Here is a 23,182-nt window from a genome sequence, read left to right on the forward strand (position 1 = left end):
GCCGGGGTGAGGGTCACCGGCCGGCGTCGGCGATCAGCGCGCTGCTGTTGTCGGCGAGCGGGCCGCCCGCGGCGCGGGCGCGGGCGACGGCTTCGTCGACCAGGGCGTGGGCGGTCGGTGTGGGTGGGCCTGCCAGGTGTTCGGCTGTCAGACCGCCGGTGGTTTCGTACGGTTCGTAGGCGCCGTCGGACGCCAGCAGCAGCCGGCCGGGGCGGGGCAGGGTCTCGGCGAGGGCCTCGATCGCGGGGTGTCCGTAGACCTCCTGGGTGCGCCGGTCGTCCCATGGGACGCCCAGGCAGCTGGTGAGGGCGTCGGGGGAGCCGCCGGCGCGGCGTCGTTGGTTGTGGTCTGCGGTGAGGAGGCGGGTGGTGGTGTCGCCGTCGAGGAGGAGGTAGGCGCGGGCGTCTCCGCACCAGGCGACCGAGAGCCGGCCGCCTGGGGTGTGGACGGCGGCGACCGCTGACGCGTGGGGGAGCCGTATCCGTGTGCGCGGGTCGTGGCGGGCGGATTCGGCCGCGTGGCGGTTGTACTCGGCGCGCAGTCCGGTCTCGGCGTCACCGGCCAGCGCGCAGGCCCGCGCGAGCCGGTCGGCGGCGGCCAGGGTCCAGGCGCGGACGGTATCCGAGCTGCCCACCCCGTCGAGCAGGACGAACGCCGTGACCCCACCCGGGATGGTGTGCACGGTGGCGGCGTCGCACTGCCGAGAGCGATCACCGAGGCGCTGGGCGATGCCGTAGGCAGGGGTCATGTCGAGCTCCTTTTCGTGAAGGGACACACAGGCCGGGGCCCGCAGTGGGCGAGACGGCGACCGGGGTGGTTCTACCTCGTTCGGACGCGCGTACCGCCTTCGGCCGGGCACCCTGGACGGGCAACAGATCAAGCCGGGGGAGCGGGACGCCCGTACGGGAGCGCCACCCGCGTCCTCGGCCGGGTGGCCCCGGCCACCTAGGGCACGCACAGCATGGGCGAGCCCGGGGCAGGGCATCGGACGGACAGGGAGCGGGGATCAGGGTGACGACGATCGACACGGAGCAGGACGTGGGCAGGTTCCCCGAGCCGGACCTCGTCCAGGACCTGGCGCTCGTGGCCGGGCACGGAGCGATCCTCGTGGTCACCGCCGAACCCGACCACGCAGACCACGCCGAGACCTCGCTGGTGCGGGCCGCCTCGGCCGGTGAACACCCGCCGATCTGGCTGCGCCCGGCCGCCCCGGTGACCCGAACCGTGCTCCTCCAAGCCCTCGCCGACACGCTCGCCGGGGACCTGCCGAACCTCCCGTTCGGGCATCCCGGCGGGGTGGAGGCCCAGGTCTCACTCGCCCTGCGCGCCGGACGCCGCCCGCTGATCGTCCCCGCCGCGCACACCCTGGACGTCGTCGCCCTGCTGACCCTCTTCGCGTTGTGGAAGGTCCCGGCACCCGGTGGGTGGCCGCTGATCCTGGCCGGGGACCGGACCCGGCTCAAGCGGCTGCTGGCGCGCCCGCGCCTGGAGAGCCTGCGCTCCCACGTCTTCACGTACCACCACCTCTGACGGGACCCGCCTCGGGCAGAGGGGTGAACAGACTTCGAGGTGTTCCCGCCTTTCGAGGTCTGTTCACCCCCGGCATGTCCGGGTAGACGCCGTTCGTGAGTATCGCGTTCTACGGGTTCGCCCCGGCTCGCCTGCATGCCGCGCGTGCGGCTGCCGGGGTCTCGGTGGCGGTCTTGGCCCGCGCGGTCGGGGCCACGGACCGTGCGATCTCCTACTACCTCGCCGGGACCCGCACCCCACACCCCGAGGTGCTGCTGCGCCTGGCTGGGGCGGTCGGGGTGGAGCCGGAGGCGCTGTGCGAGGTCGAGGCGGAGACCCTTGTGCACCTGCGGACGTGGACCGGCCGGTCCCGGGCGAAGATGGCCAGCGTGCTGGCGATGGGGGAGGAGACCTACCGGCAACTGGAGAAGACCGCCGCCCGGGGCCGTCTCGCCGGACCCCGCTACGACTTCGCCGCCGACCGATGGGTGCCCTGGGAGGAATGGGCCCCGCCCCTGTTCGGGGTGACCGCCGAGCGCCTGGCCGCCGCCGAGACCCACACCCGCGCCCTCTACCAGGCCGCGCGCGAACGCTGCTGGGCCGCGTTCCGGGCCGCCGACCCGGCCCGGGCCGCCGCAATCGAGGAGGCCGGCCGCGCCGCTCGGGCTCTGCTGGGGCGCTGACCGAAGTTCTCCGAAAGACCTTCGCGGTAGGCCCGAGCCGGCGAGGATGATCCGCATGCCGAAGACGTTGAAGGCCGTGGGCGAGGACAAGAACATGACGCTGGACGAGGTCCGCGCGTTCGTGAAGGCGGCGCACAAGCTCGGGGTGCCGGGCGACAACCCGCTCACGGTGGAGGTCTCCACGAGCGGGAAGATCAAGCAGATCGAGGTGGAGCTCGACGAGGATTGATCCACCGGTGTCGGCCGGCGGCCCTGCTCGGAAGACGTCCGGGTGGGGCTGTCGCATGTTTCACGGGTGGTGTTCGGGTCGGTGTGCGAGCGGAATCGGTCCGGCCGCGTCGAGTTCGTGCCATTCGACCGAGACCCATCCGCGCCGCCGTATCGCCACCGCTAGAACGTACCGGCGGCGGTGATCGCCGCCTCGACGGGTTGGTGCTGGTGGAAGGGGTGTGAGGGTCGGTTGGTGACGATCAATCTCGCGGTGCTGATCGCGATCGTCGTGATCATCAGGCTGCGGCGGCGCACGGAGTCACGCAGCCGTCTGGACGAGAAGATGACCGTGGTCATCGTCCTGGCCCTCGGCGTCCTGATCGCCACGACCCCGGTCGGCAAGTCGATCCTCGACGTCCTCGGGCAACTCGCCGGGAGCCTCGGCAACATCAAGATCTGATGTCGGGCCGGCTGATGTCGGGCCGATCCTCGGCGCGGGGCGGCAGGAGCCCTTCCGGGCCGGTCGAGCGATCCTGCTGCGCCTGCTCCCCGAACCCCGCCGCGGGCTGTCCGCGCCCGAGACGCGCCAGGCGTGGCGCTCGGCCCGCCGCGAGCGAAGCGCGCCCCCACTGCCCGGCTACCTCCTGAGCCTGTACAGCCACGACCGGGGCGTGGTCCTCGACGAGACGTTCGCCCTCTACACGGCCACGACCGCCGCCCCCGAGCAGTGACCGGACCGGCCGTGCGCCCGTTGGGGTGACGTGAGCACCCTTCCCAGCACCCCGTCCCGTCCCGGCCGTCACCGCCGGTCCCCCGAACCGGCCGTCCCGCTGCCCGGCCCGGGCGAGCGGCTCTCCGACACCGCCTGGTGGTGGCAGGGCCTCGGCGGCGCCAAAGCACAGTGGGAGGACACCTTCGGCGGTGAGATGCCGCGCCCGCAGAACGTCCTCTACATCTGCCAGGCCGACGGCCCCGGCGTCGACCCGGTCCTGGGGTGCTGCGGCGCCGCCGGCGCTCCCCGCCCTCTGGCCCCGTCCACGGTGATCCTGGCCGAGGACTGGCAGGAGTTGGTCGAGCACGTCGCCCGGGAGCACCCCGGCCGCGACGTCCAGGAGGTCGGGATGCTCTCGGTGGAGTGGGTCTACGACACCGACGCCGGCCCCTCCGGCCGCCGCCCCCTCGGCATTCCGGTCGCGGACTGGCCCGCCGAGTACACCCGCCGCCGCCGGGAGTGGGCCGCCGCCCGGGGCCACCGTCCCCGGCTGCGCACCGTTCCCACCGCCGACGACCTCGCCGAAGCCGACGCCGACGCGGGCGCGGGTGCTGGTGTGGAGGGTGGGGAGGTCAAGGGGTAAAGGGGTCGGTCAAGGGCCCAACCGGACACCCCTTGCCGGGTGTGTTCCGGGTGGTCGAAGGCCCCCGGCGGCGTTCTCGCCGCCGGGGGCCTTTGTCGTGTTCGGGGTGCCCCCTTGCCCTCACTGTACGAAGTCTCGTACAGTGATGACACGTAAGGAACGAAATCTCGTTTCCTAGTCCTTGGGGGGACTCATGCTCGCCACCCTGCTTGCGATCGCCGGCACCCTCGCCGGTGCCGCCTTGTCCGGCGCCGTCGCGCACGTCTCGCAGCGCGCCCAGCGTCGCGCCGCGCAGCTCGACGCGGCCCGCACGGACGGCGTCACCGCGATCACCACGCTGATCGCGGCTCTGGCCGATCACCGCCGCGCGATGGTCGTCCGCGAGGACCTGCGCCTTGCCGGGGCCGACTGGGCCGACGCCCGCGCCGCTTCCCACGCCACCCGTTCGGCGATCTCCGCCCCGCTCCGGGAGGTCTCGCTCCTGCTGCCCACGCTCACCGTGGCCGCGCACGACGCCGCCCGCGCCACCTACGCCCTGCGCGAGGCCACCGACACGGGCGCCCTCCAGGACGCCCGGCTCCGCGCCGCTCGCGCGGCCGAGAACCTCTCGACCGCGGCCGCCGATCTGCTCCGCGTCGCCTGACCCACCCTCACCCGTTCCACCAGCACCTCGATCCGAAGGGACCCCTATCACCATGCAGACCCTGAGTTACCGTCACGGCGCCGCCGCCCAGCGCCAGGGCGTCGACATCACCATCAGCCTCCCGCCCGGCGAGGCCGATGCCATCAGCGGCGACCCCCTGGAGGACTGGTTCGACAGCGCGCTGTGGGCGTTGTCGCTCCTGCGGACCGGCATCAACCACCGCGCGCCCCTGCCCGGCGGGCCCGGAACCCTCACCGCCGACACCTGGGCCCGCGTGATCAGCGACCTCGACCACAGGCTGTTGCCGCGCCTGGAGGGGATCCGGGACGCGGCGATCCGCCGGCACGCCGAGGCCGGCGGCACGATCGGCGACCTCGCCCTGGCGATGGACACCGCGCGCTCCACCGCCCAGTCCCGCCGCGCCGCCGTCCTCACCGGCCGCGACCGCCCCTCGGTGTGGGAGCGGTGGGCCGAGGCGGGCGGACCCCAGTCGCTGACCGTGGCCCCCGGCCTCTACACCCTCACCCCCGGACCCCTGCCCGAGGGCCCCGACGGATGGACCCTCACCGGCCCCGGCCTGGACGCGGACACGGCCCCGACCCACCCTTCGTGGGCCTCCGACGAGGACACGGACGCGGCCGAGGCCAGGGCGTGGGCCGAGCGGACCATCGGCCGCAGGGGCCTGCCCTGGGACGTCGTCACCGGCCGGTTCGGGCTCACCACCTGGATCGCGACCGTGAGCGCCGTCGCCGGCTGACCCGCCCGCAGCACACCGGGGCGGCCGTCCACGCCCAAGCGCACGGCCGCCCCTCCCTCTTCACCCCCGTGACCCGCCCCGCCACGCAGGAGACGTGATGACCACCGTCGACACCACCGACTGGAACCGCAACAACGACGGCACGAGCAAGACCTCGCTGGGGTCCGCGCTCTCCTACGACACCGTGCGCCGGGTCCTCGCCGGGCACGAGGCCGCGCACGCCCTCGTGCTGCTCGCCCTGGGAACCCCCGTCGTCCGCACGGGCGTCGTCGACCTCCCCGCCGCCCCCGGCCTCGAGTGGGAGATCACCGGCGGCACCAAGTTCGAGCCCGGCCCCATGGTCGGACTCGATTTCGTCGGCTATCACGCGGCCGGAGAGGTCGGTGGGGCCCGGATTCTCGACCAGTTGGGGATCACCGGGCCCGCCGCCGACGCCCTCACCTCCCACCACGACGACTACGCCACCGCCGCCGCCACCGTCGTCAAGCACGGGCACACCCTGCCCCGCACCGGCCCCGGCCTGACCTGGGAAGCCGCGCGCCTGCACGCCGATTTGATCCTCGCCGCCCACGCGGACGGGTTCCACGACCTCACCGAGGCCATCGTGCGCGGCGGCGTCATCACCGGCGCCGAGGCCGCCGCCGCGGCTCGCATCCCCACCCCGCCCCGGAGCCGGTGAGCACCACCAGGACCAGCACGGGGCGGCCGTCCACTGCCAGGCGCACGGCCGCCCCTCTTGCCCCGACCCGCACACGACGACCCGGAGGCATCCCCATGCTCGCACCTGCCGCAGTCCTGTTCCCCACCCTGTTCCTGCTCTTCTACGTCGGGCACCTCGCCGCTGATTACGGCGCGCAGACCGATCGTCAGGCATCCCGCAAGGCCGGTTGGACCGACGACCACGGGTGCTACCACCACGGTTGGGGCCCCGCCCTCGTCCACGCCGGCACCCACGTGGTCACCTGCGCCGTCGCCCTCGCCCTCGGCGTCGTCCTCCTCGACCTGGCCGTGCCCGTCGTCCCGGCCGTTCTCGCTCTGCTCTGGATCGGCGGCACCCACCTGGCCATCGACCGCCGGCGTCCGGTCCAGTGGTGGATGGAGCACACCGGCAGCACCGACTGGCACACGCGGGGCGGCGCCGCCCACGTCGACCAGACCGCACACGTCCTCGCCCTCACCGTCGCGGCCCTCGCCCTCGCCGCCCTCGCCTGACCCACGCTGATCCCCCTGTCCCCGGCCCCCGGCCCGCAGGCCCCCGCGAGTCGGGGTCCCCGGCCGGGGGCCGGGCACGTCGCGGACGGGCCGGACCGATCTGCCGGGGCGCCCCGACATCGGCGACCGGGCGTGTGTCTGGGGTCGGTCACGGGGCGGCGAGGATCGCGTGGGTGCCGATGCGGCGCCAGATCACGTGCGGCGCACCGGCGATGACCTCCTCCCCGTACGCGAAGGTGGCGCGGCCGTTGTTCGCCCAGGTCATCTCCCACACGCCGGCGGAGGCCCGGACACGTTTGACGCGCAGGCTGGGGCGGAGGGCGTGGACGCCGGTGCGGAGGTCGGCGACGAGGAGGGCGACGGCGTCGTCGAAGCGGCTGCGATCGGCGGGGGTCAGGCGGCCGAGGTCAGAGGCGAAGCGGGGAAGCAGTTCGAAGGTGGGCATGGTCCGGGTCCTCCTGGGCGCGCGAAAGAGGCCCCCGGCGAGTGCCGGGGGCCTGGTGCTGCGCGGTCGTCGCGGGGGCGTTGGGGGTGGACGTGTCCGTGATGCGCGTCACGGACATTTGTGTCTGGTCAGGGTGGTCAAGGGGTGTTTCGGGCGGGGGTGTCGGGTGGTGGTCAGACGGCGGTCAAGGGGTGGGGTGCGGGGCTGAGGACCGGCTCGCGGCGCCCTGCCGCGGGCCCACCACCGCCGCACCGGTTCATCACCGGGGCGGCCCACCCGCCCCTTGGAGTCCTCTCGTGCGCACCCCCGACACCGAACCCGTCGAACCCGCCACGCCCGTCGCCCTGGATGTGCCTCGCGCCGTGTCCCCGTCCTCGTGGCCGATCGACGTTGCCGTGCACGGCGTCACGGCCGATCCCGCCGCCGCTCCTGCGGCGGGTCCCGTGGCCACTCCCGCGAGCCCGCCTCGGGCCGGGGGTGTTTCCCCTGGACAACCCCGGTTTCCAGCCCCGGACCAGGACTGCAACTCCTCCTCCCCTGACGTTCTTGACGGTGTTGGGGAGCAGTCCCGGGGCGCGGGAACCACGGCCCCGGACCGGCCCGGCGTCGAAGGCCCCGTCGAAGCCGGAACCCGTGCCGAGCCCGGCGCCGGCCTGGGTGCGCGGGGTGGCTCTCGGGCGGGGGCGGAGATCCGGGGCGAGGTCCTGGCCGTGCTGGGCCGACTTCGGATCGCGACCCCCGACCAGCTCCGGATACTGCTGACCCCGGACGCGGCGAGCACCTCCTACGTCCGCAAGGCGTTGGGCGACCTCGCGGCCGAGCGCCTGGTGGAGCGGTTCACGGCCGGCCGTCAGAGCTACTGGGCCTGCACCCCGACCGGTCTCGCCGAAGTCCGGGCGTCAGGAGAGGCGGAGCGCCGGGAGGGCCGGACCACCGGGCAGCGGGCGGCGGGCAGGACGGGGCTGCGCGGGCACGCCCTGGCCGTTACCGACACCGCGATCGCCCTGCACACGGCAGGGCACGCCGACCACACAGACTGGCGGGTCGAGGTCGCCCACCCGACCCCGGCCGGGCGCCTGGTCGCCGACGCCCTGGTCCTCCTCGCCGACGGCGACCACGCCTTCGTCGAGGTCGAACGGACCACCACCAACCCCGCCGTCTTGGCCAAGCTGGACCACTACAGCGCCTACCTCCGAGCCCCCGCCACCGGACGGGGCAGTGCCGCGTACACGCCTCGCCCGCCGTGGCAGGAGACCTACGCCCCCGCTCTCCACGGCCGCGGTCAGGGCCCGGGCTTCCCGCTGCTGCTGTTCGTGTTCGCCCCCGGCCAGGGCCGGCCCGTCCCCGAGACCCGCGAGCACGCCCTGCACGCCGGTGCACAAGTACGTGGTTGGGACCGGGGCCTGACGGTGGCGACGACGACCCTGGCCCGGCTCGACGCGGATCCGGCCGGGCCGGTGTGGCACGTGCTGGGCACGGCAGCGGGCGAGGTGGGACTGCCCGGGGTTCGTCGGGCTCGGTGAAAGAGGCTGTCCTTCTCGACTCGGCGGCGGGCTCCCCGGCACCGGCCCGTTTCGCAGTCCCGGCCGTTCTCATCGACCCCGGCCCCGACCGTTCGAGGTCAGGCGCCGGCCCGACCCTGCCCGAGCCGGCGCCGCCCGCCACCGTTCAGGGCGCGTTCTGCTTCACAGACCGCCCGGTGCACCGCCCACCACTCCCCGGCCGGGTCCTCCGCCGCGAGCACGTTGCCCGGGGCCGGGTTCCCACAGGCCGCGCACCGCACTCCGTCGGGGCCGATCCGGTAGGGCCGTCCGGGCCGGAGGCGTCGGGTGCCCGTTCCGCTGGGGGCCGGGACGGTCGGGGAGATCGGCACGACACCACCCGGCTCGGTGGGGGTCGGGGACGCGGAGACGGTGGGTCCGGCTCCGAGGGGTCGGCGGCGCGGGGAGGGCGGGGTGTTCATGATCAGATCATCACCGCTCAGAGGCCGGTCCACGCCCGTCGACACCGGGGGAGTCCCGGTGGGGGCCCGATGTGTGGTGGTTCACCGGTCGGTGAGGGCTTCGCCGAGGAGGCGTCGGGGGGTTCCGTCGAGGCGCCGGTGGAGGGCTTGGGCGCGGGTGCGGACGAGGCCGGTGCGGTAGGCGGTGGGGAGCCGGTGGAGGATGTCGACGGCTGTGTGGGCGGCGGTGGTGGGGTCGCCGTCGATGTGCAGGCAGGTGGCGGTGTCCATGGCGATCAGGGCGCGGGTCATCACCGATGGTGAGGTCGTCAGGGCGAGGGCGGCGTGTTGCGCGTGGTGGGCGGCGCGGGTGTCTGCCAGGAGGGTGTGGGCCTGGGAGAGGTGGACGTGGTGTTTCTGCTCGGGGTAGCCGAACCAGGTGTCGGCGGCCTCGGGCCCGTCGAGGTGTTCGGCGAGGAACTCGGCGTCGGCGACGGCGCGGCGGGCTCCGGCGGTGTCGTGGAGGGTGGCCAGGGCGCGGGCGGTGACGGCGGCGGCCAGGGCTGCGGCTCCGTTGGGGGTGGTGCCGGCTTCGGCGCGGGCTTGGGCGGCGAGGCGGGCGGCTTGTTCGGGGGCGCCGTAGTTGAGGCCGAGCATGGCGTGGCGGGCGAGGATCCAGGCGCTCATGCGCCGGTCCCCGGCCTCGACGGCGGCGCGGCGGGCGGTGGTGAACCAGCCGTGGGCGGCGGGCTGGTCGCCGCGGTCGTGCTGGACGATGGCGACCAGGCCGGCGATCCCGGCCGTGGTGCGGGCGAGGTCGGTGCGGTCGCGGGCGGGGTGGGGGCGGCGCAGGAGCTCGTCCAGGAGCAGCAGGTCGTGTTCCATCTCGGCGAGGACGGTGTCGGGGGCGCGGCCGTTGTAGCCGCCCCGGTGTCGTTCGAAGGCGGCTTCGAGGTAGGCGAGGTCGCCGGCCTGGTCGGGGTCGAGGGCGGCGTCGATGCGGTCGCGGGCGGCGGCGATGCCGGGCAGCGCGGTGGCGCCGGCGGTCACGGCCGCGATGGTCATCAGGCGTCGTCGTTCCACGGGGTCGGTCCCTTCTCGGAGGTGTCGTCGATGGGTGCGGCTGGTCTTCAACGCCGCCGTCAGGGCTTCGTCGCTCAGCTTGTAGACGGTGCGCAGTGCGGGGTGCCACATGGGGCTGGGGAGGCGTTTTTCGGTTTCCCAGCGTTTGACGTTCTCGGCGTCGCAGGCGGGGCCGGCGGCGCTCATGCGGGTGGCGATCTCCTGGCGGCTGAGGTTCGCGCGTTTCCTGACGGCCCGTAACAGTGGGCCGATTCCCTCGGGATGCACCATGTCACGCCCTTTGCTGTCCGTCGCCGGAACTGCCCTTGTGGCCCCCTGCGGTGGCCCCCCGGCCGGGGTTTGGCCCCCTGGTGCGGCCCTCCCGCAGTGGTGGTGCCCGCTCTTCAATGGGCGGACACCGACAGCCGGGAGACCTCGGGTCCCCGGACGGTCGGTGCCCAGCGGCCCGCACCCCGCTCTCGCGCCACGCACCGCCGCGTCGCGCACCTCCTGTGTTCGCGCAGCACCTGTACTCGGTGACGATCGGAAGGAACGGATCATGACGACGACACAGCCGGTGGCCGGTACCCGGGACAGACACGGGGCGGAGCTCCGGCGCCGGGACTACGTGTCCGACACCCTGCGCCACCTGGCCTACTCACGTGGCTTCGAGCCGCTTGCCGTGCCGATCCTGGAGGCCGCGGACTCCTTCTCCGAGACGGTCGTGGGGCGTTCCCCGTGGCCGGAGTGGAACCCGGCCGGGGTGTTCGAGGTCGTCGTCGAGGACTACACGGCCGGCTACCGCCACCGCTGCGGCACCCGGGCCGCGGTCCTCGTCCCCGAGGGCACCGTCTCGGTGGCCCGCTGGATCGCCGGACGCCTGGCCGAGCACGGGCCGGCGGCCCTGCCCGCGAAGATCTGTTACGACCTGCCGTGCCACCGCAACGAACCCGTCGACGCGTTGAGCACGGCGGGCGGGAAGTTGCGGGAGTTCTCCCAGTTCGGCATCGAGGTGATCGGTGCGCACACCCCGGCCGCCGACGCCGAGGTCATCGTCTTCGTCCGCGACGCCCTGGCCGCCCTCGGGATCGGCGAGGACGCGATCCGCATCCGCATCAACGACGTCGCCGGCTTCCGCCGCCTGGCCGCCGCCTCCGCCCTCGACCACGACCAGGCCGTCACCGTCAAAGAGCACCTCGACGCCCTCGCCGAGTGCCGCGCCGGGAAGAACCCCGCCCGCGCCCCCGACCTGCACAAGACCCTGTCGGCCGCCCTCGACGAGTACGAGGTGCCCGCCCGCCTGCGCCCGGCGTGGCAGCTGCTGGCCTCCCACGACACCGGCCGCGTCGACCACCGGGTCCGCCGGATCCTCGGCGCCGACCACGCACCGACCCTGGACGGCCTGGAGGACCTGCGCACCCGCCTGACCGAGGCCGGTGTCCACGTGAGGGTCGACCTCGGGGTGGTCCGCAGCCACGAGTACTACACCGGCGTCTCCTTCGAGGTCGACGTCGTCCACGACACCGTGGTGCACGCCGAGATCGCCGGCGGCGGCCGCTACGACAAACTCATCGGCCACTTCACCACCCCCGACATCGTTCCCGGCCCGGCGACGGTTCCGGCGACCGGGTTCGCGTTCGGCGTGGAGCGCCTGACGTTGTTCCTGGAGCGGACGGGCCTGTTCGACCGGCCCACCACCGCGACCCGCCAGTACCGGTTCAGCCCGGCCCCGGCCGACGTCCTGGCCGTGCCCCGCCACGACCCCGGCACCGTCGACGCCTTCCTGCGCGCCCACCGCGGCGCGGACCGGCGGCTGCGGCGGGTGGACGTGTGGCTGGACCGGGACAACGACCCCGAGACCGTCGGCGCCTACGCGGCCGCCCGGGGCATCACCGAGGTGACCTGGTGCTGACCACCCACCCCGAGGCATCTCCCGACACCTTCCCGGCCACCGTCCGCGAACCACTGCGCCGGGCCTGGGCCGAGACCCTCACCGCCTGGCTGGCCGAGCACACCACCGGCATGGAGACGGCGGCCGCCGCCTACTTCGACTACAGCACCCTCGGCGACCGCGCCCTCAACCGGCCCGTCACCCTCCTCCTCGGCTACGGCGCCACCCGCAAGACCCTGGGCCCCGCCCTCCTCGACGAACTCGGCCCCGTCGCCCTGGTCCCGCAGGCCGTCCGGGACCTCCTCGCCGTCCACGACGACGTCGTCGACGGCGACCCCGCCAAGTTCGACCGCCCCACCCTGCACCGGGTCATCGGCGACGGCGCCGCCGTCTACACCGGCGACCTCCTCCTCGGGCTGATCGGCGACCTCGTCGACCAGGCCCCCGCCGACATCCCCACCCGCTACCGCCTCCACCGCCTGATCTGGCGCGCGATCCGCCGCAACCAACGCGGCCAACTCACCGAACTCGCCCTGGAACAGCGCCACCCCGCCACCATCCCCACCCCCGTCCTCGAAGCCCTCTACGCCGACAAGGCCGCCGAGTACTGCTACGCCCTCCCCTTCGAGCTGGGCACCACCCTCGCCGGCACCCACACCCGCCTCCGCCAACTCCGCCCCGTCCTGGAGACGATCGGGGTGGCCTCCCAGATCGTCGACGACCTCGCCGGCACCTGCGACGGCGGCAAGGACACCCCCGGCGAACTCCTCCACCTGCGCCGCACCGTCCTGCTCACCCACCTCGCCCACCACCTCACCCCCCACGAACCCCTCACCCCCCTCCTCGCGGCCACCACCGCCGACGCGGAAACCGCCGCCGCCGTGCGCACCGCGTTCCTCACCACCGGCGCCGCCGCCACCACCGCCCACCGCGCCCTCGAACTCGCCGACCACGCACGCCAAGCCCTGCACACCCTGCCCCTGGAGGGCGAGGCACTCGACTACCTGCACCACCTCATCGACACCCGCATCACCACCCGCGCCACCCAATGGGCCCACAGGCACGGAAAAGCCCGGTGACCATGAACCCCACCCCCCTACGCTCGAAACCCGCACCCCACACCCCGGGAGACGCCGTGACCGCGCCCACCCCCGCCGTGACCTCCCTGCGCCCCGCGTGGGACGACCTCCCGCAGGCCGTCCGCGACGCGATCACCGATCACGCCGGCGCACCCGTCGCCGGCGCCACCACCCAGACCGCCGGCTTCTCCAACGGCCTCGCCGTCCGACTCGTCCTGGCCGACGGCCGCCGCCTGTTCGTCAAGGGCACCCCCACCGACCACGTCCTGCACCCCCGCTACGCCGAAGAGGCCGCCATCGGCAGCGTCCTGACCGGCCGGGCCCCGGTCCCGGACCTGCTGCGCACCTGGGAGGTCGGCGGCTGGCTGCTGATGGTGATCGAGGACGTCGACGGCCGCCACCCCGACATCCGCCCCGACCCCGACGGCCCCGGCACCGACACCCTGCTCCTCCTGGACCTCCTCGCCGTTCTTCCCCGCGCCGTCACCCCCTCGCCGCTGCCCGACGCCCCCGACTTCGTCGACGTCGTCGGCGAGGAGTTCCACGGCTGGGCCCGCCTGCGCAAGGATCGGGTCGACATCGACCCGTGGGCCGCCCGGCACCTGGACGCCCTGGCCGGCATCGAGCGGGAGTGGACCAAGTGGGCCCAGGGCACCACCCTGGTCCACGCCGACCTCCGCCCCGACAACATCCTCCTCACCCCCACCCGCTCCTACGTCCTGGACTGGGCCTACCTCCACCAGGGCGCCCCCTGGATCGACCCGGCCGTCCTCTTCCCCCACCTCCTGCGCGCCGGCCACACCGCCCCCGCAGCCGAAGCCCTCATGAACGAACACGTTCCGACCTGGCGGGAGACCCCGCCCGAGGTGCTCACCTCGTTCGCAGCCGCGTTCACCGGCTACTGGGAACGCGCCTGCCGCCTGCCCGCCCCACCCGGCGTCCCCTACCTGCGGCCCTTCCAGAAGGAGATGGCCGGACACGGACGCCGCTGGATCGCCCACCGCACCGGCTGGGAGTAGCCCTTGGTCCCGGGCCCGCATCTTTGCGAGCCGGCTCACCCCGGCTCCGGACCGGCCCCGGGTACAACGATGACCCCCGTGCTCACATCGGCACGGGGGTCGTCGTTGTACCCGGACGCAGGCGGTCTCCCCGTACTTCGCGTGACCCGGGGACAGCCGGCGATCTTTCGAGGAATCCTGTGCGGCAGGGTCCTCGGCTTGTTCAGCGTCGGCGCCGGGATGCCAGGTCGATCGTGGGTGCGACGTGCCGGCGGGCGCGCTTGTCGGCCTCGTGGAGGGCGACCTCGTGCTCGTAGCGGGCCTGGAAGTCGGGCAGGTCGAACCGGTCGCATTCGTCCATCGCGGCGATGGCCTGCAATTGTTCCGCAGGGGTGCGGAAGCCGGCGATCAGCGGACTCAGCCGGTAGGCCCGGTTGCCCTCCTTGAACACCATCCGCGCGAACGCCAGGTGCTGCAGGCCGCGGCTGATGTTGGATCGGGCAACGCCCAGGGTGCGGGCGAGTTCCTCCTGGGTGAGGGCGATCCGCCCACCGGGCTCCTGGCGCCCGAGCAGGTGCACCAGCAGCGGATACGCCGTCGCGTACATCCCCATCGGGGTGAACACCAGGGCGTTGTTCGCCGACCACACGTACTCGGGGACGGTCTCCGCCATCGCGCTCACGATGCCTCCTCGGGGTTCTTCTCGGCCTTGGCCGCGGCGCGGGCCCGCGCCCGCAGTTTGTCCTCGCGGAGCGGCTTCTGCTTCGGGTCGGGCAGGGAGGCCAGCGCGCGGAAAGCGTCGGGCAGATGCTCATTGTCCTCGATCGCGTCGAGGATGGAGAGCTGGTCGACCTGGAGGTGGCCTCGGGCTCTGGTGCCCGGGCGGGGCTCGATCGGCACCCGCCCGCCTCGCAGGGACAGGATCGGGTGGAGCTGGTAGCAGCCCCGCTTCACCTTCGCGGTCACGCCGAGCTCGGTGGTGCCGGCCAGGCAGCGGGAGATCTGGGACTGCTGCACCCCGAGGTCCACGGCGAGTCGGGCCTGGGTCGCGTGGACCAGGCCGCCGGGCTGCTGCATCCCCATCAGCCGCAGGATCAGGCGAAGGCTGGTGATGTCGTTGCGGTAGTAGTCCGACAGCCAGATCAAGAACGCCTGACTGTCCATGACGAACGTCGACCCGAGAAACTGGCTGCTGGTCACCGGCGGCGAGACACTCGCCTCGTAGCCGTCCGGCAACGGCACCACGTTCACCCGCCGCAGAGCACCCGGCGCACGAAACGCGCTCTCCGGAACCTCCGGCACACCAGAGGACGACGGCGCCTTCGGCCGTTGAGGAGACCACCCCTCGGGCACAGCGGACATTCCCCAGCCCCACCTCTCACGATCATCACCGGCAGCCCCGACCCTAGCCCACGAACGTGCGCACCACGCACATTCGCGTGCGCGGTGCGCACAAACCCCGAGGATCCATCACCCCGGGGTCATGAAACCCCCGCCACCCCCTTGATGCCCTCGGGCCCGAAACCCGCATGGATCTCCTCGACGACCCTGCTGTTTCGTGCGCCAGACGCACGAAACAGCAGCGATCTATAGCCCCAGAGGCATAAAACGACCCCAGATCCATCACGCCCCACGGGGACAAATACAAACAAGCAGCCCGCTGACCTGTGTGTTTGCGCCCCCAGCTCCAGGATCGATCTCCCCTGACATCTAAGAGGCCCAGGTCGCTCATCTCCACGGCTCCCCACACGGTTCCTGGTGGTTGCTGGCCTCGGGCCTGCGCGGCCCGAACCCGCGCCAGCGCCTGCGCCGCGCTGGACCGGCGATCGCCCCCCGACCTCGCGGCCGGAGGGACCGCCCTTCGGGCTCGATGCCGGTCTCGCGCGGCTCGTGTCGCCCCAGGGGGCGACCCGACCCGCACTCCCCCTTCTGCGGCAGGCCCCGGTGGATTCGGGGCGCTGGTCGTGGGCCGAGGCCGTGACGATCGCCTTGTGGGGTGCTGTCCGGGGTGATTGAGGTGGATGGTTCTCGCCGCCGTCGACTGCGCCCCCGCAGGGGTTCCTGTGCCGTGGCGGGCGCCCAAGCGGGGTGTCGGTCAGGCGGCCATCGTGTTCAGGTGCCCGGCCTGGTCTCGCCGGGACGGGGGAGGGTGCGCAAGGCGTCGGCGAACTCGTCCCACTGGTTCAGGGTCCACACGGCGAAGGCGGCCCGTTGGTCGGACATACGGACCCAGATCTCCTCGCCGCCGGGCATCAGGGCGACTTCGACGTGGGGCTCGTCCCAGGTGCCCAGGGGATACATCCACTGGATGCCGTCGGGCCAGGTGCGCGCGGCGACGGTCTGGGTGTCGATCGCGGCGGCCATGGCGCGGGCGGCGGCTTGCGGTATGCGGATCTCCACCCGCCGCATGCCCGCCGGTGCGTCTGCGTCGCTGTTCTCCACGGGTTCTCCCGCCTCCCGTCCTGCTTGCGGTGGGTGGTGGTTCAGGCGGTGGCCGTGCGGGTCCGGGGGCGCCAGAGCCTGGTCCACCAGGACGGGGTGCGTGCGGGCCGGTGTTCGAGGACGGCCACCAGGACCTCGATCAGGTTCGCCCGCAGCACGGAGTGTTCCTCGGCGTCCGCGCCGGTCTCGCTGCGCAGGGCTTCGGCGCTGTGGTGCATCAGGGAGGTGAGCCGGCTGCCGCCTTCCTCGGGCGGCAGTTCCCAGGGGGCGGTGTTGGTGGCGGTCCAGGTGCCCGAGACGAGTGCCTCGTCGAGGGTGACGCTGGGCGAGCGCAGTGCCGACAGGGTCGCCGCGGCCGCATCGCACTCCCCGTTGCTGGGGCGCCAGGAGCCCAGGGAGAGTTCGAATCGGAGCAGCACCAGGGCGGTCGTGGCCTCGCGCAGGGTCATCGTCATGGCCCGCAGCCTACGAGGCCCCCTCGTGGCCGTCACCATCTCCCCGAGACAGTCCCGCCCCGGACGCGTCCCGTCCGGCTGAGAGTTCGACGCGGTCGCGGGTCCCATCACGCCGGCGCCGAACTTTTTTCGCGCTCCATGCCCGTTTTTCTGACCGGTTCTCCCGAAATCCTGTCTGTTCAGGGGGGTTTGGCTTCGGAATCGTCCGGCGTTGTCCACAGGGGGGACCGGTCATGGTCGGTTCATGACATACAACTCGAAGCGACCCGCGCCGGCGCGTCCGTACTCCCCTCGTTCCCGTACCGCTCCGCGCACGGTCCCCGTGGCCGGTCCGGCCCGTTACCCGGGTGGTCCGGTCGCGGTGATCGACGCCGTCGACGGTCTCCTGGTCGCCTACGGTGCCGGCGACAAGCCGCTGCCCTCGATCCCGGACGGCCCGTTCCCGGCCCTGCTGCGCTGGGCGGTGGACATCACGCGGCTCGGGATGGTCCGTCTCCACGAGCACGGCAGGGACTTCGGCCCGCTGCTCGTTTTGTCCGACCGTGCCCTGACCCACTACGACCTCCCCTTCGACTTGGCCGAGGACGGCCTGGTCCCGGCCGACCACCGGGTGCACGTCCAGCTCGCCCAGGAGGCGTGGCAGGTGAGCCGGCGGGGCCTGGGTGCCTGGTCGCGGCTCTACCAGGCCCCGGTCGGGCCGGTGCGCCGCAGCGTGCAGGTGTGTGTGCCGGGCTGGGGCGGGTTGGACGCCCGCCACTGGGGCGAGGCCGCGCTCCTGCCGCCCGGCGACCTGGCCCGGCTCCTGGGCCTGTTCTCCGAGCGGGTGATGACCCCGGCGGTGACGTCGGCGGCCACCGGCATCGAGCTGATGACCGCGCTGCGCCCCCCGACCCGCCCGGGCCCCCTGGACCCGGTCACCGGCCGCCGTTCCGCGCTGATCCCGGTGTCGTTGGGGACGGAGCCGATGGACCCGCCGCCGTGCGAGGCGCCGGCCGGGCACCCGGTCCTGGGCACGGTGGTGCCGTCCGTGCCGCGCGGCCCGGCCGACGTCCTCCAGGAGGGCGCACTCGGCTGGTCCCGGGTCGTCACCGACGCCGAGGTCGAGACGGCTCGCCACGTCATCGGCCTGGACGTGAACATGGCATTCGCCGCCGCCGCCAACGACGTGAGCGTCGGCCTGGCCACCCCGCCCGTCCACACCATCGCCCCCGTCTTCGACGCCCGGATCCCCGGCTCGTGGCTGGTGGACCTCTCCCACACGGCCCTGGACCGGGTGACCCTGCGCGGCCGCCAGGTCGACCTCGACCCGTCCCGTCTGCCGCACTTCGCGACCGCCGACGGCACCGTCCCGTCGGGTCCGGCCTGGTACACGACCCCGACCCTGGCCTACGCCGCCGAGCTCGGCTTCACCGTCGAGCCGGTGGAGGCGTGGTTGCGGCACGACCACGGCCCGTACCTCAAACCCTGGTACCAGCGGCTGCGCAACGCCTACGTGACGACCCTCACCGACCTCGGGGTGCCCACCGACCCCGGCGCGGACCCGGCCGCCGTCCTCGCCGCCTACGCCCGCATCGCCGACCCCGCGTTCGCGGACCCGCGACGGTTCCTCCTGCACGCGATCAAGGCGACGGCGAAGGGCGCGATCGGGAAGCTCGCCGAGCGCCGCACCGACCCCTCCTGGCGGCACGGCCAACCCTGGGCCGCGTTGTCCCGGCCGACCTGGCGCCCCGACATCCGGGCCGCCGTCATCGCCCGCTCCCGGATCGGCCTGCACCGCAAGATCGTCCACCACGCCGCGGCGACCGGCCGGTACCCGGTCAGCGTCGCGGTGGACTGCGTGGTCTACCCGACGGCGACCCCGATGCCGGTGGAGTTCACCCAGCCCGACGGTGTGCGCGTCCCGGGCGGGTGGCGGATCGGCACCAGCCCCGGCCACGTCAAGGTTGAGGGCGTGCAGACGCTGATGTGGGCGGAAGCGGCCCGCGAGCGCTACGACCGGCCCGTGCTGAACTTGGCGGCCGGCTTGAAGACCGGCCGGTTCGCGAACCTGGAGCCGGCCTCGTGAACGACCCGGAACCCCAACCGGCACCCGACTCGACGGCTCTGCCGACAACGGACCCGGCCCGCTTCGCCGCCCGCAACACCTTCGGCTCCCAGACCGGGCGAGCGAAGGCGGCCCGGCAGGTGAAGAACGCGGAGTTGTCGATCCGGCCGATCGGCACCGCGTTGCCCAAGGGCACCCCGGTGGGCGAGTCCCTGGCCCGGGCCGAGCGCTCCGCGCTGCGGCGGGCCCGCCCGAGAGGCGTGCAGCGGCAGGCGACAGCGTTGGCGAAGCTGAAGGGCGGCGTCCGTGCCCTGGCCGAACGGCTGGGGCGTTCCCCGCGCACGGTGCAGCGCTACCTGTCGGGCACGATCACCCGCCCACGCCCCGAGGTCGAGGCCGCACTGGCCCGCGAGATGACCGACACCTGGGAGTCCCACGCCCGTGAAGAGCTCCACGCCCGGGTCGCCGGCGGTGGGAGCGGGGGCGGGGGAGAGGGCGGTGCCGGGGGTGGGGGTTTCACGATCCACTACTACGGTCCGGTGATGTGGGGTGGTGGCAGCGGTAGCGACAGGTGGGACGTGCGCTCGTTCACGGCCGCGGTGAGCGGGGCCCGGGCCGGGGAGATCCTGGCCTTGCAACGGGCGGGTGCGCTCGAGGCGGAGATCCGGGCGTTGGCGTCCGAGGTGGCGGTGGCGGCCTGGCTGGACGGCGCCCCGCACGGCGAGTGCGCACTCGGCGACGGCACGTTCACCTTCGAGTTCCACTGAACGGGCCCGGGCGGGCAGCATGGGCGCGGTACTCGTACCGCCACCCCTGCCGACCTCCTCACCCGGGCCGCCGACAAGCGCTGCCGCACCCTGCTGCTGCTTGGGGTGCTGCACCTTGCTACACCTGCTGCTCCGGGCGCTACACCCGCTGCTGCTTCCCCTGCTGCTCGGGTCGGCGCCGGTTCCTGCTGCACCCGTGCTGCTGCCTAGCGGGTGTCGGGGTTCAGGCGGGGGTGTGGTGGGCGCGGCGTCTGGCCCGTCGGTCGGTGATTTCGACGCCGATGTTGAGGAGGGTGCCGAGGCCGCTGAGGGTGTACCAGCCGGTGGGGAGGTGGAGGAGGACCACGAGGGGGATCGCGGCGGTGATCAGGGTGTTCGCGATGGTCTGGACGGTGTCGCGGCGGGCCTTGGCCGCGACCTCGGGGTTGGCGTGGCGGCACTTGCGCAGGGGCCGGGGCAGGGTCAGGAGGGTGAGGAGCAGGAAGCCGGCCGAGGTCCAGGCGACCCACACGGGAATGTCCATGCCGGGAATGCAACCACGGGCTTCGCGTCCGGTGTCCACCGCCCCGGGCGGCCGGCCTGCTGCTTCCGTGCTGCTGCGCCCGCCGCTGCCCGATCGGCTGTTGCTGCCTTTTGTTGCTGTTCGGCTGCTGGCCCCGTGCTGCTCGTCGACGTGTGCCCCCGTGTCACCGGGGGTGCGGCAACTGGTCGGTGGGCCTCCACGCGCGCGTCTCGGTGTTGTCAGGCTGTGGCTGACTACACCGATTCGTCAGGGGTACCCTGACGGCATGACCAGTGGTGAACACGTCCCCGCCCCCGATCCCGACCCTGATATCGAGCGTTACGCCTACAGCCCCGCGGCTCTCGCGCGCCTCGTTCTCTCCCACGAGCTGCGCGAGCTCGCCGATTGTGCGGAGGCCGGTGTTCCGACCGGTGGCGACGCTCATGCCGAGCCCGGTGAGGAGGTCGAGGCCGCCCTCGGCCTCGTGCATCGGGCCCAGGAGGTCCTGACCCGCGCGGTTCTCTTCGAGCGGGCCAAGGGCACCAGCTGGGAGACGATCGCCGAGCAGTTGGAGGTCAGGAAGCAGTCGGCGCACGAGCGGTACCGGGAGGCCGAGCAGGAGTGGAAGGAAGCCCTGCACGCCCCCTTCACCCCGATGATGCCGCCCAACACCCGGGTCCGTACCGACTACTTGCGTCTCCACGAGGCCGCGTACGCGCCGATCGAGGCCGGCCGTTCCCTGGACGCCTGGGCCCGCGAGCGGGGCCGGGGCGAACACGCCGTCACCGATGGCCTGCCCACGCTCTCCCTGACCGACGAGGTCGGCCAACTCCTCGACGGCCTCGCCCACCTGTACCGGAACATGCGGCAGCCGGGTTTCGACGGACCGGACCCTGTCGCCCGTCTGCGGTTCACGGAACGCAAGGCGGCCCTCCTGGATCGGATCGCGGTCGAGGAGGGCCGACCGGAAGCGGCCGTCCAGGCCGACGAGGCCCGCGCCCTGGCCGCCGAGCTTCGCGCGGAGATGGACGGCGGCGCGGTGTGACGGCTCGTGGGTCTTGTTCCGGGGTCCGCGTATTTCGGTCTGGGGTTCGGTGGTGACCGGGGATTGACCGGTGTCGTGTGGTGCGGACAATCTGGGTCGATGCCGGGTGGTCGTGGGTGTTTCGGGCGGGTGCCGCCCGTCCGGCCTCGGCCGGCCCTCCGGTCCCATTGGTCCTGTGCTTCGGAGGAGTCCCTCGTGAGCGTTACGCCCGCCGTTTCCGCGGACCGTGAGATCGCCGAACTCCGTGACGCCCTCCGGCATGCCGCGACGCTGGTCTCCTTCTGTGCCGGCCTTCGGTCTGCTGACGATCCCGACCACGCGGACCGGTTGATGGCCGAGGCCGACCGGATGCAGGCCCTCGTGGCCCGGACGGGAATCCCCGCTCCGCCTGCCTCCGGCCTCCGGCCGCTGGCGCCCCGTCCCGCCGCCCCGTAGCCCCGTCCGTTCTACTGGGTGCGATGTCGGGTGCCCCGTTCGGGGTGCGACAGCGGGTGCGACGCGTGGGTGCGATGCTCCTGCAACGCTGCTGCGTCAGACGTTGTGTCTGGGGGGTGTGTTGCGGGTGTGACCTGGTGTTTTGTGGTGGGTGTGGGGTGTGGGGGGTGGGGTGGGGGTGTGTTGCGTCGGGTTCTGCGGCCCGCTCCGCCCGCGCCGCCGGTCGTGTCCCGCCTCCGGTCGTGTCCGGTCTACTCGTCGTCGTGGGGGAGGTTGGCGATCCAGTAGTCGGGTGTTGTGGAGGGGTTGGGGCGGCGGGGTGTCCAGGTGAGCCCGTTCACGTTGTGGCCCTGGTTCGCGAGGAGGTCGGATGCCCATTGTTTGGCGTGGTCCTGGGCGTCGGGGTCGGCGTTGAGGGTGTCGTCGTCCATGACGGCGGTGTGGTCGTCGTCGCCGACGCGGTGGAGTACCCATGCCGCGTCGTCGCTGTCTTCCATCGCGTACGCGAGGATCAGCTGTCCCTCGTCCTGCACTGTGGTCTCCAAGCCGTGGGTGGTCGATGTCGGTGCCCACCATGCCGGCGGGGCCTGGTGTGGCCGGGCAGGTGCCGGTGTTCGCCGGGGTCGAGCGTGTCGCGTTCGTGCTCCGGCTCACCCGCCCGCCCGCCCGCCCGCCCGCTCACCCGCCCGCGTGCCCCGGCTCCGGCTCACCCGCCTGCGTGCCCCTGGCTCCGGCTCCGCCGCCCGGCTCCGGTCTCGTTTCGGCTGGTGTCCGTTGTGGGGTGGTGGGGTTGGGGTGGGTGGTGGGTGGTGATGATCTTGTGGTCGGGGTTCGGGGTTGGGGGGTGGTGTGGTGTCGGTGGGTTCGGTGTTCCCGGAGGGCTCGTCGTCGGTGTCGGGCCTGTCACCCGCCGCGCCCGCGTCGCCTGCTGCGCCCGTGCCGCCCGAGCCGCCCGCGTTCGTGTCGCCCGAGCCCGCGCCCGGACCCGCGTCCGTGCCGGTGTCCGCGTCTGCATCCTCGTCTTCGCCGTCGTCCTCGTCCTCGTCCTCCCCGTCTTCGGGTGTGGTGTCGGGGTTTCGGTACAGGCCGCGTGGGGGTGATGGCGCGCGGTCGGTGCGGGTGAAGGTGTCGGTGTCGCCGGCCGAGCAGGTCCGGTTGCGGGTGGCGGCGGCGTCCGAGGGTTTGGCGGTGGCGTCGTGGATCGCGGATGCGGCGGTGGCGGCCGCGGACGGGTTCCTGCTCCCGGCGGGTGGGGACGCGGCGGGGGTGGTGGGGGAGTTGGTGGCGGCGCGCAGGGAGTTGCGGGAGTTGGCGGAGTTCCTGTATGCGCTGCCCGAGGTGTTCGTCGGGGATCCGTGCGCGCCCGGGCCGGGGCCGGTCTGTGCGCCGCCCGCGTCACCTTCGGGACTTTCGGCCGGGGTCGTTGGCCCCGACGGGTTTCGTTCGGGGGAGCCGGTCGTGCCCGGGCCGTCTGTGCCTGAGGGTGGGGGTGTGGCGGTGGTGGATCCGCGGGTGGTGTTCGCGTTGGACTCGCCCGTGCCCGCCGCGCCCGTGCCCGTGTTCGTGTCCGGGCCTGTGGTGCCGGTGCAGGGTGTCCTCGACCTCGACGTCGATTTCGTCCTGGCCCCGCCCGCCGCACCCGCCGCACCCGCCGTGCCCGCTCCGGCCGGGCCCGCTGTGCCTGTCGGCTCGGGGCCGGCCGTGCT

The 23,182-nt window shown here is 73.4% G+C and carries 27 protein-coding genes and 1 pseudogene; 18 read left to right on the top strand and 10 right to left on the bottom strand.

The features are described 5' to 3' along the window. Nucleotides 1–13: 13 nt before the first annotated feature. Nucleotides 14–748 (bottom strand): hypothetical protein, encoded by a 735-nt coding sequence (locus ACN20G_RS37110; protein ID WP_424217781.1) that lies wholly within the window; start codon nucleotides 746–748, stop codon nucleotides 14–16. A gap of 263 nt (nucleotides 749–1,011) precedes the next feature. On the opposite strand from ACN20G_RS37110, the gene ACN20G_RS37115 reads away from it, so the two are divergent. The 9 genes from ACN20G_RS37115 (at nucleotide 1,012) to ACN20G_RS37155 (ending at nucleotide 6,369) form a co-directional block, all read left to right on the top strand. Further along, complete coding sequence (locus ACN20G_RS37115) at nucleotides 1,012–1,530, top strand: hypothetical protein (protein WP_424217782.1); 519 nt, start codon at nucleotides 1,012–1,014, stop codon at nucleotides 1,528–1,530. A 95-nt stretch (nucleotides 1,531–1,625) separates the two neighbouring features. Further along, on the top strand, nucleotides 1,626–2,192 hold the full coding sequence (locus ACN20G_RS37120; RefSeq protein WP_424217783.1) for a helix-turn-helix domain-containing protein: 567 nt from the start codon (nucleotides 1,626–1,628) through the stop codon (nucleotides 2,190–2,192). Between the two features lie 55 nt (nucleotides 2,193–2,247). Then, nucleotides 2,248–2,421, top strand: a complete 174-nt coding sequence (locus tag ACN20G_RS37125) for a hypothetical protein (protein ID WP_424217784.1) — start codon at nucleotides 2,248–2,250, stop codon at nucleotides 2,419–2,421. A gap of 231 nt (nucleotides 2,422–2,652) precedes the next feature. Next, a complete protein-coding gene (locus tag ACN20G_RS37130) occupies nucleotides 2,653–2,862 on the top strand; it encodes a hypothetical protein (RefSeq protein WP_424217785.1) in 210 nt (69 codons plus the stop codon). Between the two features lie 301 nt (nucleotides 2,863–3,163). Beyond that, entirely contained in the window at nucleotides 3,164–3,757 is a 594-nt protein-coding gene (locus tag ACN20G_RS37135) for a hypothetical protein (protein ID WP_424217786.1), read from the top strand. 193 nt (nucleotides 3,758–3,950) lie between these two features. After that, a complete protein-coding gene (locus tag ACN20G_RS37140; RefSeq protein ID WP_424217787.1) occupies nucleotides 3,951–4,400 on the top strand; it encodes a protein kilB in 450 nt (149 codons plus the stop codon). 52 nt (nucleotides 4,401–4,452) lie between these two features. Continuing rightward, nucleotides 4,453–5,157: a hypothetical protein gene (locus tag ACN20G_RS37145; protein WP_424217788.1), complete on the top strand. Its 705-nt coding sequence runs from the start codon at nucleotides 4,453–4,455 to the stop codon at nucleotides 5,155–5,157. 97 nt (nucleotides 5,158–5,254) lie between these two features. After that, nucleotides 5,255–5,836 carry a hypothetical protein gene (locus ACN20G_RS37150; protein WP_424217789.1) on the top strand — a complete coding sequence of 194 codons (582 nt, stop codon included), beginning with the start codon at nucleotides 5,255–5,257 and terminating at the stop codon, nucleotides 5,834–5,836. A gap of 95 nt (nucleotides 5,837–5,931) precedes the next feature. Beyond that, entirely contained in the window at nucleotides 5,932–6,369 is a 438-nt protein-coding gene (locus tag ACN20G_RS37155) for a DUF3307 domain-containing protein (protein ID WP_424217790.1), read from the top strand. A gap of 148 nt (nucleotides 6,370–6,517) precedes the next feature. Here the strand turns inward: ACN20G_RS37155 and ACN20G_RS37160 are convergent, their stop codons facing one another. Continuing rightward, nucleotides 6,518–6,814 carry a hypothetical protein gene (locus ACN20G_RS37160; RefSeq protein ID WP_424217791.1) on the bottom strand — a complete coding sequence of 99 codons (297 nt, stop codon included), beginning with the start codon at nucleotides 6,812–6,814 and terminating at the stop codon, nucleotides 6,518–6,520. A 710-nt stretch (nucleotides 6,815–7,524) separates the two neighbouring features. Here ACN20G_RS37160 and ACN20G_RS37165 point away from each other — a divergent pair. Then, the gene (locus ACN20G_RS37165; protein WP_424217792.1) at nucleotides 7,525–8,337 is read left to right on the top strand and encodes a replication-relaxation family protein; all 813 of its coding nucleotides are present in this window, start codon (nucleotides 7,525–7,527) and stop codon (nucleotides 8,335–8,337) included. A gap of 98 nt (nucleotides 8,338–8,435) precedes the next feature. Here ACN20G_RS37165 and ACN20G_RS37170 read toward each other — a convergent pair whose 3' ends face one another. After that, a complete protein-coding gene (locus ACN20G_RS37170) occupies nucleotides 8,436–8,777 on the bottom strand; it encodes a hypothetical protein (protein ID WP_424217793.1) in 342 nt (113 codons plus the stop codon). A gap of 81 nt (nucleotides 8,778–8,858) precedes the next feature. Then, the gene (locus ACN20G_RS37175) at nucleotides 8,859–10,109 is read right to left on the bottom strand and encodes a helix-turn-helix domain-containing protein (protein WP_424217794.1); all 1,251 of its coding nucleotides are present in this window, start codon (nucleotides 10,107–10,109) and stop codon (nucleotides 8,859–8,861) included. Nucleotides 10,110–10,377: 268 nt separating this feature from the next. On the opposite strand from ACN20G_RS37175, the gene ACN20G_RS37180 reads away from it, so the two are divergent. From ACN20G_RS37180 to ACN20G_RS37190, 3 genes are read left to right on the top strand one after another with little or no spacing between them, the layout of a single operon-like run. Then, the gene (locus tag ACN20G_RS37180; protein ID WP_424217795.1) at nucleotides 10,378–11,730 is read left to right on the top strand and encodes an ATP phosphoribosyltransferase regulatory subunit; all 1,353 of its coding nucleotides are present in this window, start codon (nucleotides 10,378–10,380) and stop codon (nucleotides 11,728–11,730) included. Continuing rightward, nucleotides 11,724–12,788 carry a polyprenyl synthetase family protein gene (locus ACN20G_RS37185; RefSeq protein WP_424217796.1) on the top strand — a complete coding sequence of 355 codons (1,065 nt, stop codon included), beginning with the start codon at nucleotides 11,724–11,726 and terminating at the stop codon, nucleotides 12,786–12,788. The genes ACN20G_RS37180 and ACN20G_RS37185 overlap by 7 nt, the downstream gene beginning before the upstream one ends. A gap of 56 nt (nucleotides 12,789–12,844) precedes the next feature. After that, nucleotides 12,845–13,807 (top strand): phosphotransferase family protein, encoded by a 963-nt coding sequence (locus ACN20G_RS37190; protein ID WP_424217797.1) that lies wholly within the window; start codon nucleotides 12,845–12,847, stop codon nucleotides 13,805–13,807. A gap of 202 nt (nucleotides 13,808–14,009) precedes the next feature. Here the strand turns inward: ACN20G_RS37190 and ACN20G_RS37195 are convergent, their stop codons facing one another. The 4 genes from ACN20G_RS37195 to ACN20G_RS37210 all read right to left on the bottom strand — a co-directional run bounded on the left by ACN20G_RS37195 (nucleotide 14,010) and on the right by ACN20G_RS37210 (nucleotide 16,683). Then, nucleotides 14,010–14,459 carry a helix-turn-helix domain-containing protein gene (locus tag ACN20G_RS37195; RefSeq protein ID WP_424217809.1) on the bottom strand — a complete coding sequence of 150 codons (450 nt, stop codon included), beginning with the start codon at nucleotides 14,457–14,459 and terminating at the stop codon, nucleotides 14,010–14,012. A gap of 5 nt (nucleotides 14,460–14,464) precedes the next feature. Then, the gene (locus ACN20G_RS37200) at nucleotides 14,465–14,950 is read right to left on the bottom strand and encodes a hypothetical protein (protein WP_424217798.1); all 486 of its coding nucleotides are present in this window, start codon (nucleotides 14,948–14,950) and stop codon (nucleotides 14,465–14,467) included. A 948-nt stretch (nucleotides 14,951–15,898) separates the two neighbouring features. After that, on the bottom strand, nucleotides 15,899–16,228 hold the full coding sequence (locus tag ACN20G_RS37205; RefSeq protein ID WP_424217799.1) for a hypothetical protein: 330 nt from the start codon (nucleotides 16,226–16,228) through the stop codon (nucleotides 15,899–15,901). A 41-nt stretch (nucleotides 16,229–16,269) separates the two neighbouring features. Continuing rightward, nucleotides 16,270–16,683 carry a hypothetical protein gene (locus ACN20G_RS37210; RefSeq protein WP_424217800.1) on the bottom strand — a complete coding sequence of 138 codons (414 nt, stop codon included), beginning with the start codon at nucleotides 16,681–16,683 and terminating at the stop codon, nucleotides 16,270–16,272. A gap of 244 nt (nucleotides 16,684–16,927) precedes the next feature. Between ACN20G_RS37210 and tap the strand changes: the two genes are divergently transcribed. Then, nucleotides 16,928–18,748: a telomere-associated protein Tap gene (gene tap, locus ACN20G_RS37215; protein WP_424217801.1), complete on the top strand. Its 1,821-nt coding sequence runs from the start codon at nucleotides 16,928–16,930 to the stop codon at nucleotides 18,746–18,748. Continuing rightward, a complete protein-coding gene (locus ACN20G_RS37220; RefSeq protein ID WP_424217802.1) occupies nucleotides 18,745–19,494 on the top strand; it encodes a hypothetical protein in 750 nt (249 codons plus the stop codon). Before tap ends, ACN20G_RS37220 begins: the two co-directional genes overlap by 4 nt. A gap of 223 nt (nucleotides 19,495–19,717) precedes the next feature. Here ACN20G_RS37220 and ACN20G_RS37225 read toward each other — a convergent pair whose 3' ends face one another. Then, the gene (locus ACN20G_RS37225; RefSeq protein WP_424217803.1) at nucleotides 19,718–20,017 is read right to left on the bottom strand and encodes a hypothetical protein; all 300 of its coding nucleotides are present in this window, start codon (nucleotides 20,015–20,017) and stop codon (nucleotides 19,718–19,720) included. A gap of 265 nt (nucleotides 20,018–20,282) precedes the next feature. On the opposite strand from ACN20G_RS37225, the gene ACN20G_RS37230 reads away from it, so the two are divergent. Both ACN20G_RS37230 and ACN20G_RS37235 read left to right on the top strand, forming a co-directional pair. After that, nucleotides 20,283–21,041, top strand: a complete 759-nt coding sequence (locus tag ACN20G_RS37230; RefSeq protein ID WP_424217804.1) for a hypothetical protein — start codon at nucleotides 20,283–20,285, stop codon at nucleotides 21,039–21,041. Between the two features lie 195 nt (nucleotides 21,042–21,236). After that, nucleotides 21,237–21,476: a hypothetical protein gene (locus ACN20G_RS37235; RefSeq protein ID WP_424217805.1), complete on the top strand. Its 240-nt coding sequence runs from the start codon at nucleotides 21,237–21,239 to the stop codon at nucleotides 21,474–21,476. Nucleotides 21,477–21,727: 251 nt separating this feature from the next. Here ACN20G_RS37235 and ACN20G_RS37240 read toward each other — a convergent pair whose 3' ends face one another. Next, nucleotides 21,728–22,021, bottom strand: a complete 294-nt coding sequence (locus ACN20G_RS37240; protein WP_424217806.1) for a hypothetical protein — start codon at nucleotides 22,019–22,021, stop codon at nucleotides 21,728–21,730. Between the two features lie 568 nt (nucleotides 22,022–22,589). On the opposite strand from ACN20G_RS37240, the pseudogene ACN20G_RS37245 reads away from it, so the two are divergent. After that, nucleotides 22,590–23,182 (top strand): annotated as a pseudogene (locus ACN20G_RS37245) (hypothetical protein); the annotation flags it as partial.

Source organism: Streptomyces dryopteridis, assembly GCF_049606955.1.
GTDB lineage: Bacteria > Actinomycetota > Actinomycetes > Streptomycetales > Streptomycetaceae > Streptomyces.

What these genes read in the sequence shown, in the direction of transcription:
- ACN20G_RS37110 (WP_424217781.1), bottom strand. Translation starts at nt 748, where the DNA reads ATGACCCCTGCCTACGGCATCGCCCAGCGCCTCGGTGATCGCTCTCGG.
- ACN20G_RS37125 (WP_424217784.1), top strand. Translation starts at nt 2,248, where the DNA reads ATGCCGAAGACGTTGAAGGCCGTGGGCGAGGACAAGAACATGACGCTG.
- ACN20G_RS37140 (WP_424217787.1), top strand. Translation starts at nt 3,951, where the DNA reads ATGCTCGCCACCCTGCTTGCGATCGCCGGCACCCTCGCCGGTGCCGCC.
- ACN20G_RS37145 (WP_424217788.1), top strand. Translation starts at nt 4,453, where the DNA reads ATGCAGACCCTGAGTTACCGTCACGGCGCCGCCGCCCAGCGCCAGGGC.
- ACN20G_RS37150 (WP_424217789.1), top strand. Translation starts at nt 5,255, where the DNA reads ATGACCACCGTCGACACCACCGACTGGAACCGCAACAACGACGGCACG.
- ACN20G_RS37155 (WP_424217790.1), top strand. Translation starts at nt 5,932, where the DNA reads ATGCTCGCACCTGCCGCAGTCCTGTTCCCCACCCTGTTCCTGCTCTTC.
- ACN20G_RS37160 (WP_424217791.1), bottom strand. Translation starts at nt 6,814, where the DNA reads ATGCCCACCTTCGAACTGCTTCCCCGCTTCGCCTCTGACCTCGGCCGC.
- ACN20G_RS37170 (WP_424217793.1), bottom strand. Translation starts at nt 8,777, where the DNA reads ATGAACACCCCGCCCTCCCCGCGCCGCCGACCCCTCGGAGCCGGACCC.
- ACN20G_RS37175 (WP_424217794.1), bottom strand. Translation starts at nt 10,109, where the DNA reads ATGGTGCATCCCGAGGGAATCGGCCCACTGTTACGGGCCGTCAGGAAA.
- ACN20G_RS37180 (WP_424217795.1), top strand. Translation starts at nt 10,378, where the DNA reads ATGACGACGACACAGCCGGTGGCCGGTACCCGGGACAGACACGGGGCG.
- ACN20G_RS37195 (WP_424217809.1), bottom strand. Translation starts at nt 14,459, where the DNA reads ATGGCGGAGACCGTCCCCGAGTACGTGTGGTCGGCGAACAACGCCCTG.
- ACN20G_RS37200 (WP_424217798.1), bottom strand. Translation starts at nt 14,950, where the DNA reads ATGGACAGTCAGGCGTTCTTGATCTGGCTGTCGGACTACTACCGCAAC.
- ACN20G_RS37210 (WP_424217800.1), bottom strand. Translation starts at nt 16,683, where the DNA reads ATGACGATGACCCTGCGCGAGGCCACGACCGCCCTGGTGCTGCTCCGA.
- tap (WP_424217801.1), top strand. Translation starts at nt 16,928, where the DNA reads ATGACATACAACTCGAAGCGACCCGCGCCGGCGCGTCCGTACTCCCCT.
- ACN20G_RS37225 (WP_424217803.1), bottom strand. Translation starts at nt 20,017, where the DNA reads ATGGACATTCCCGTGTGGGTCGCCTGGACCTCGGCCGGCTTCCTGCTC.
- ACN20G_RS37230 (WP_424217804.1), top strand. Translation starts at nt 20,283, where the DNA reads ATGACCAGTGGTGAACACGTCCCCGCCCCCGATCCCGACCCTGATATC.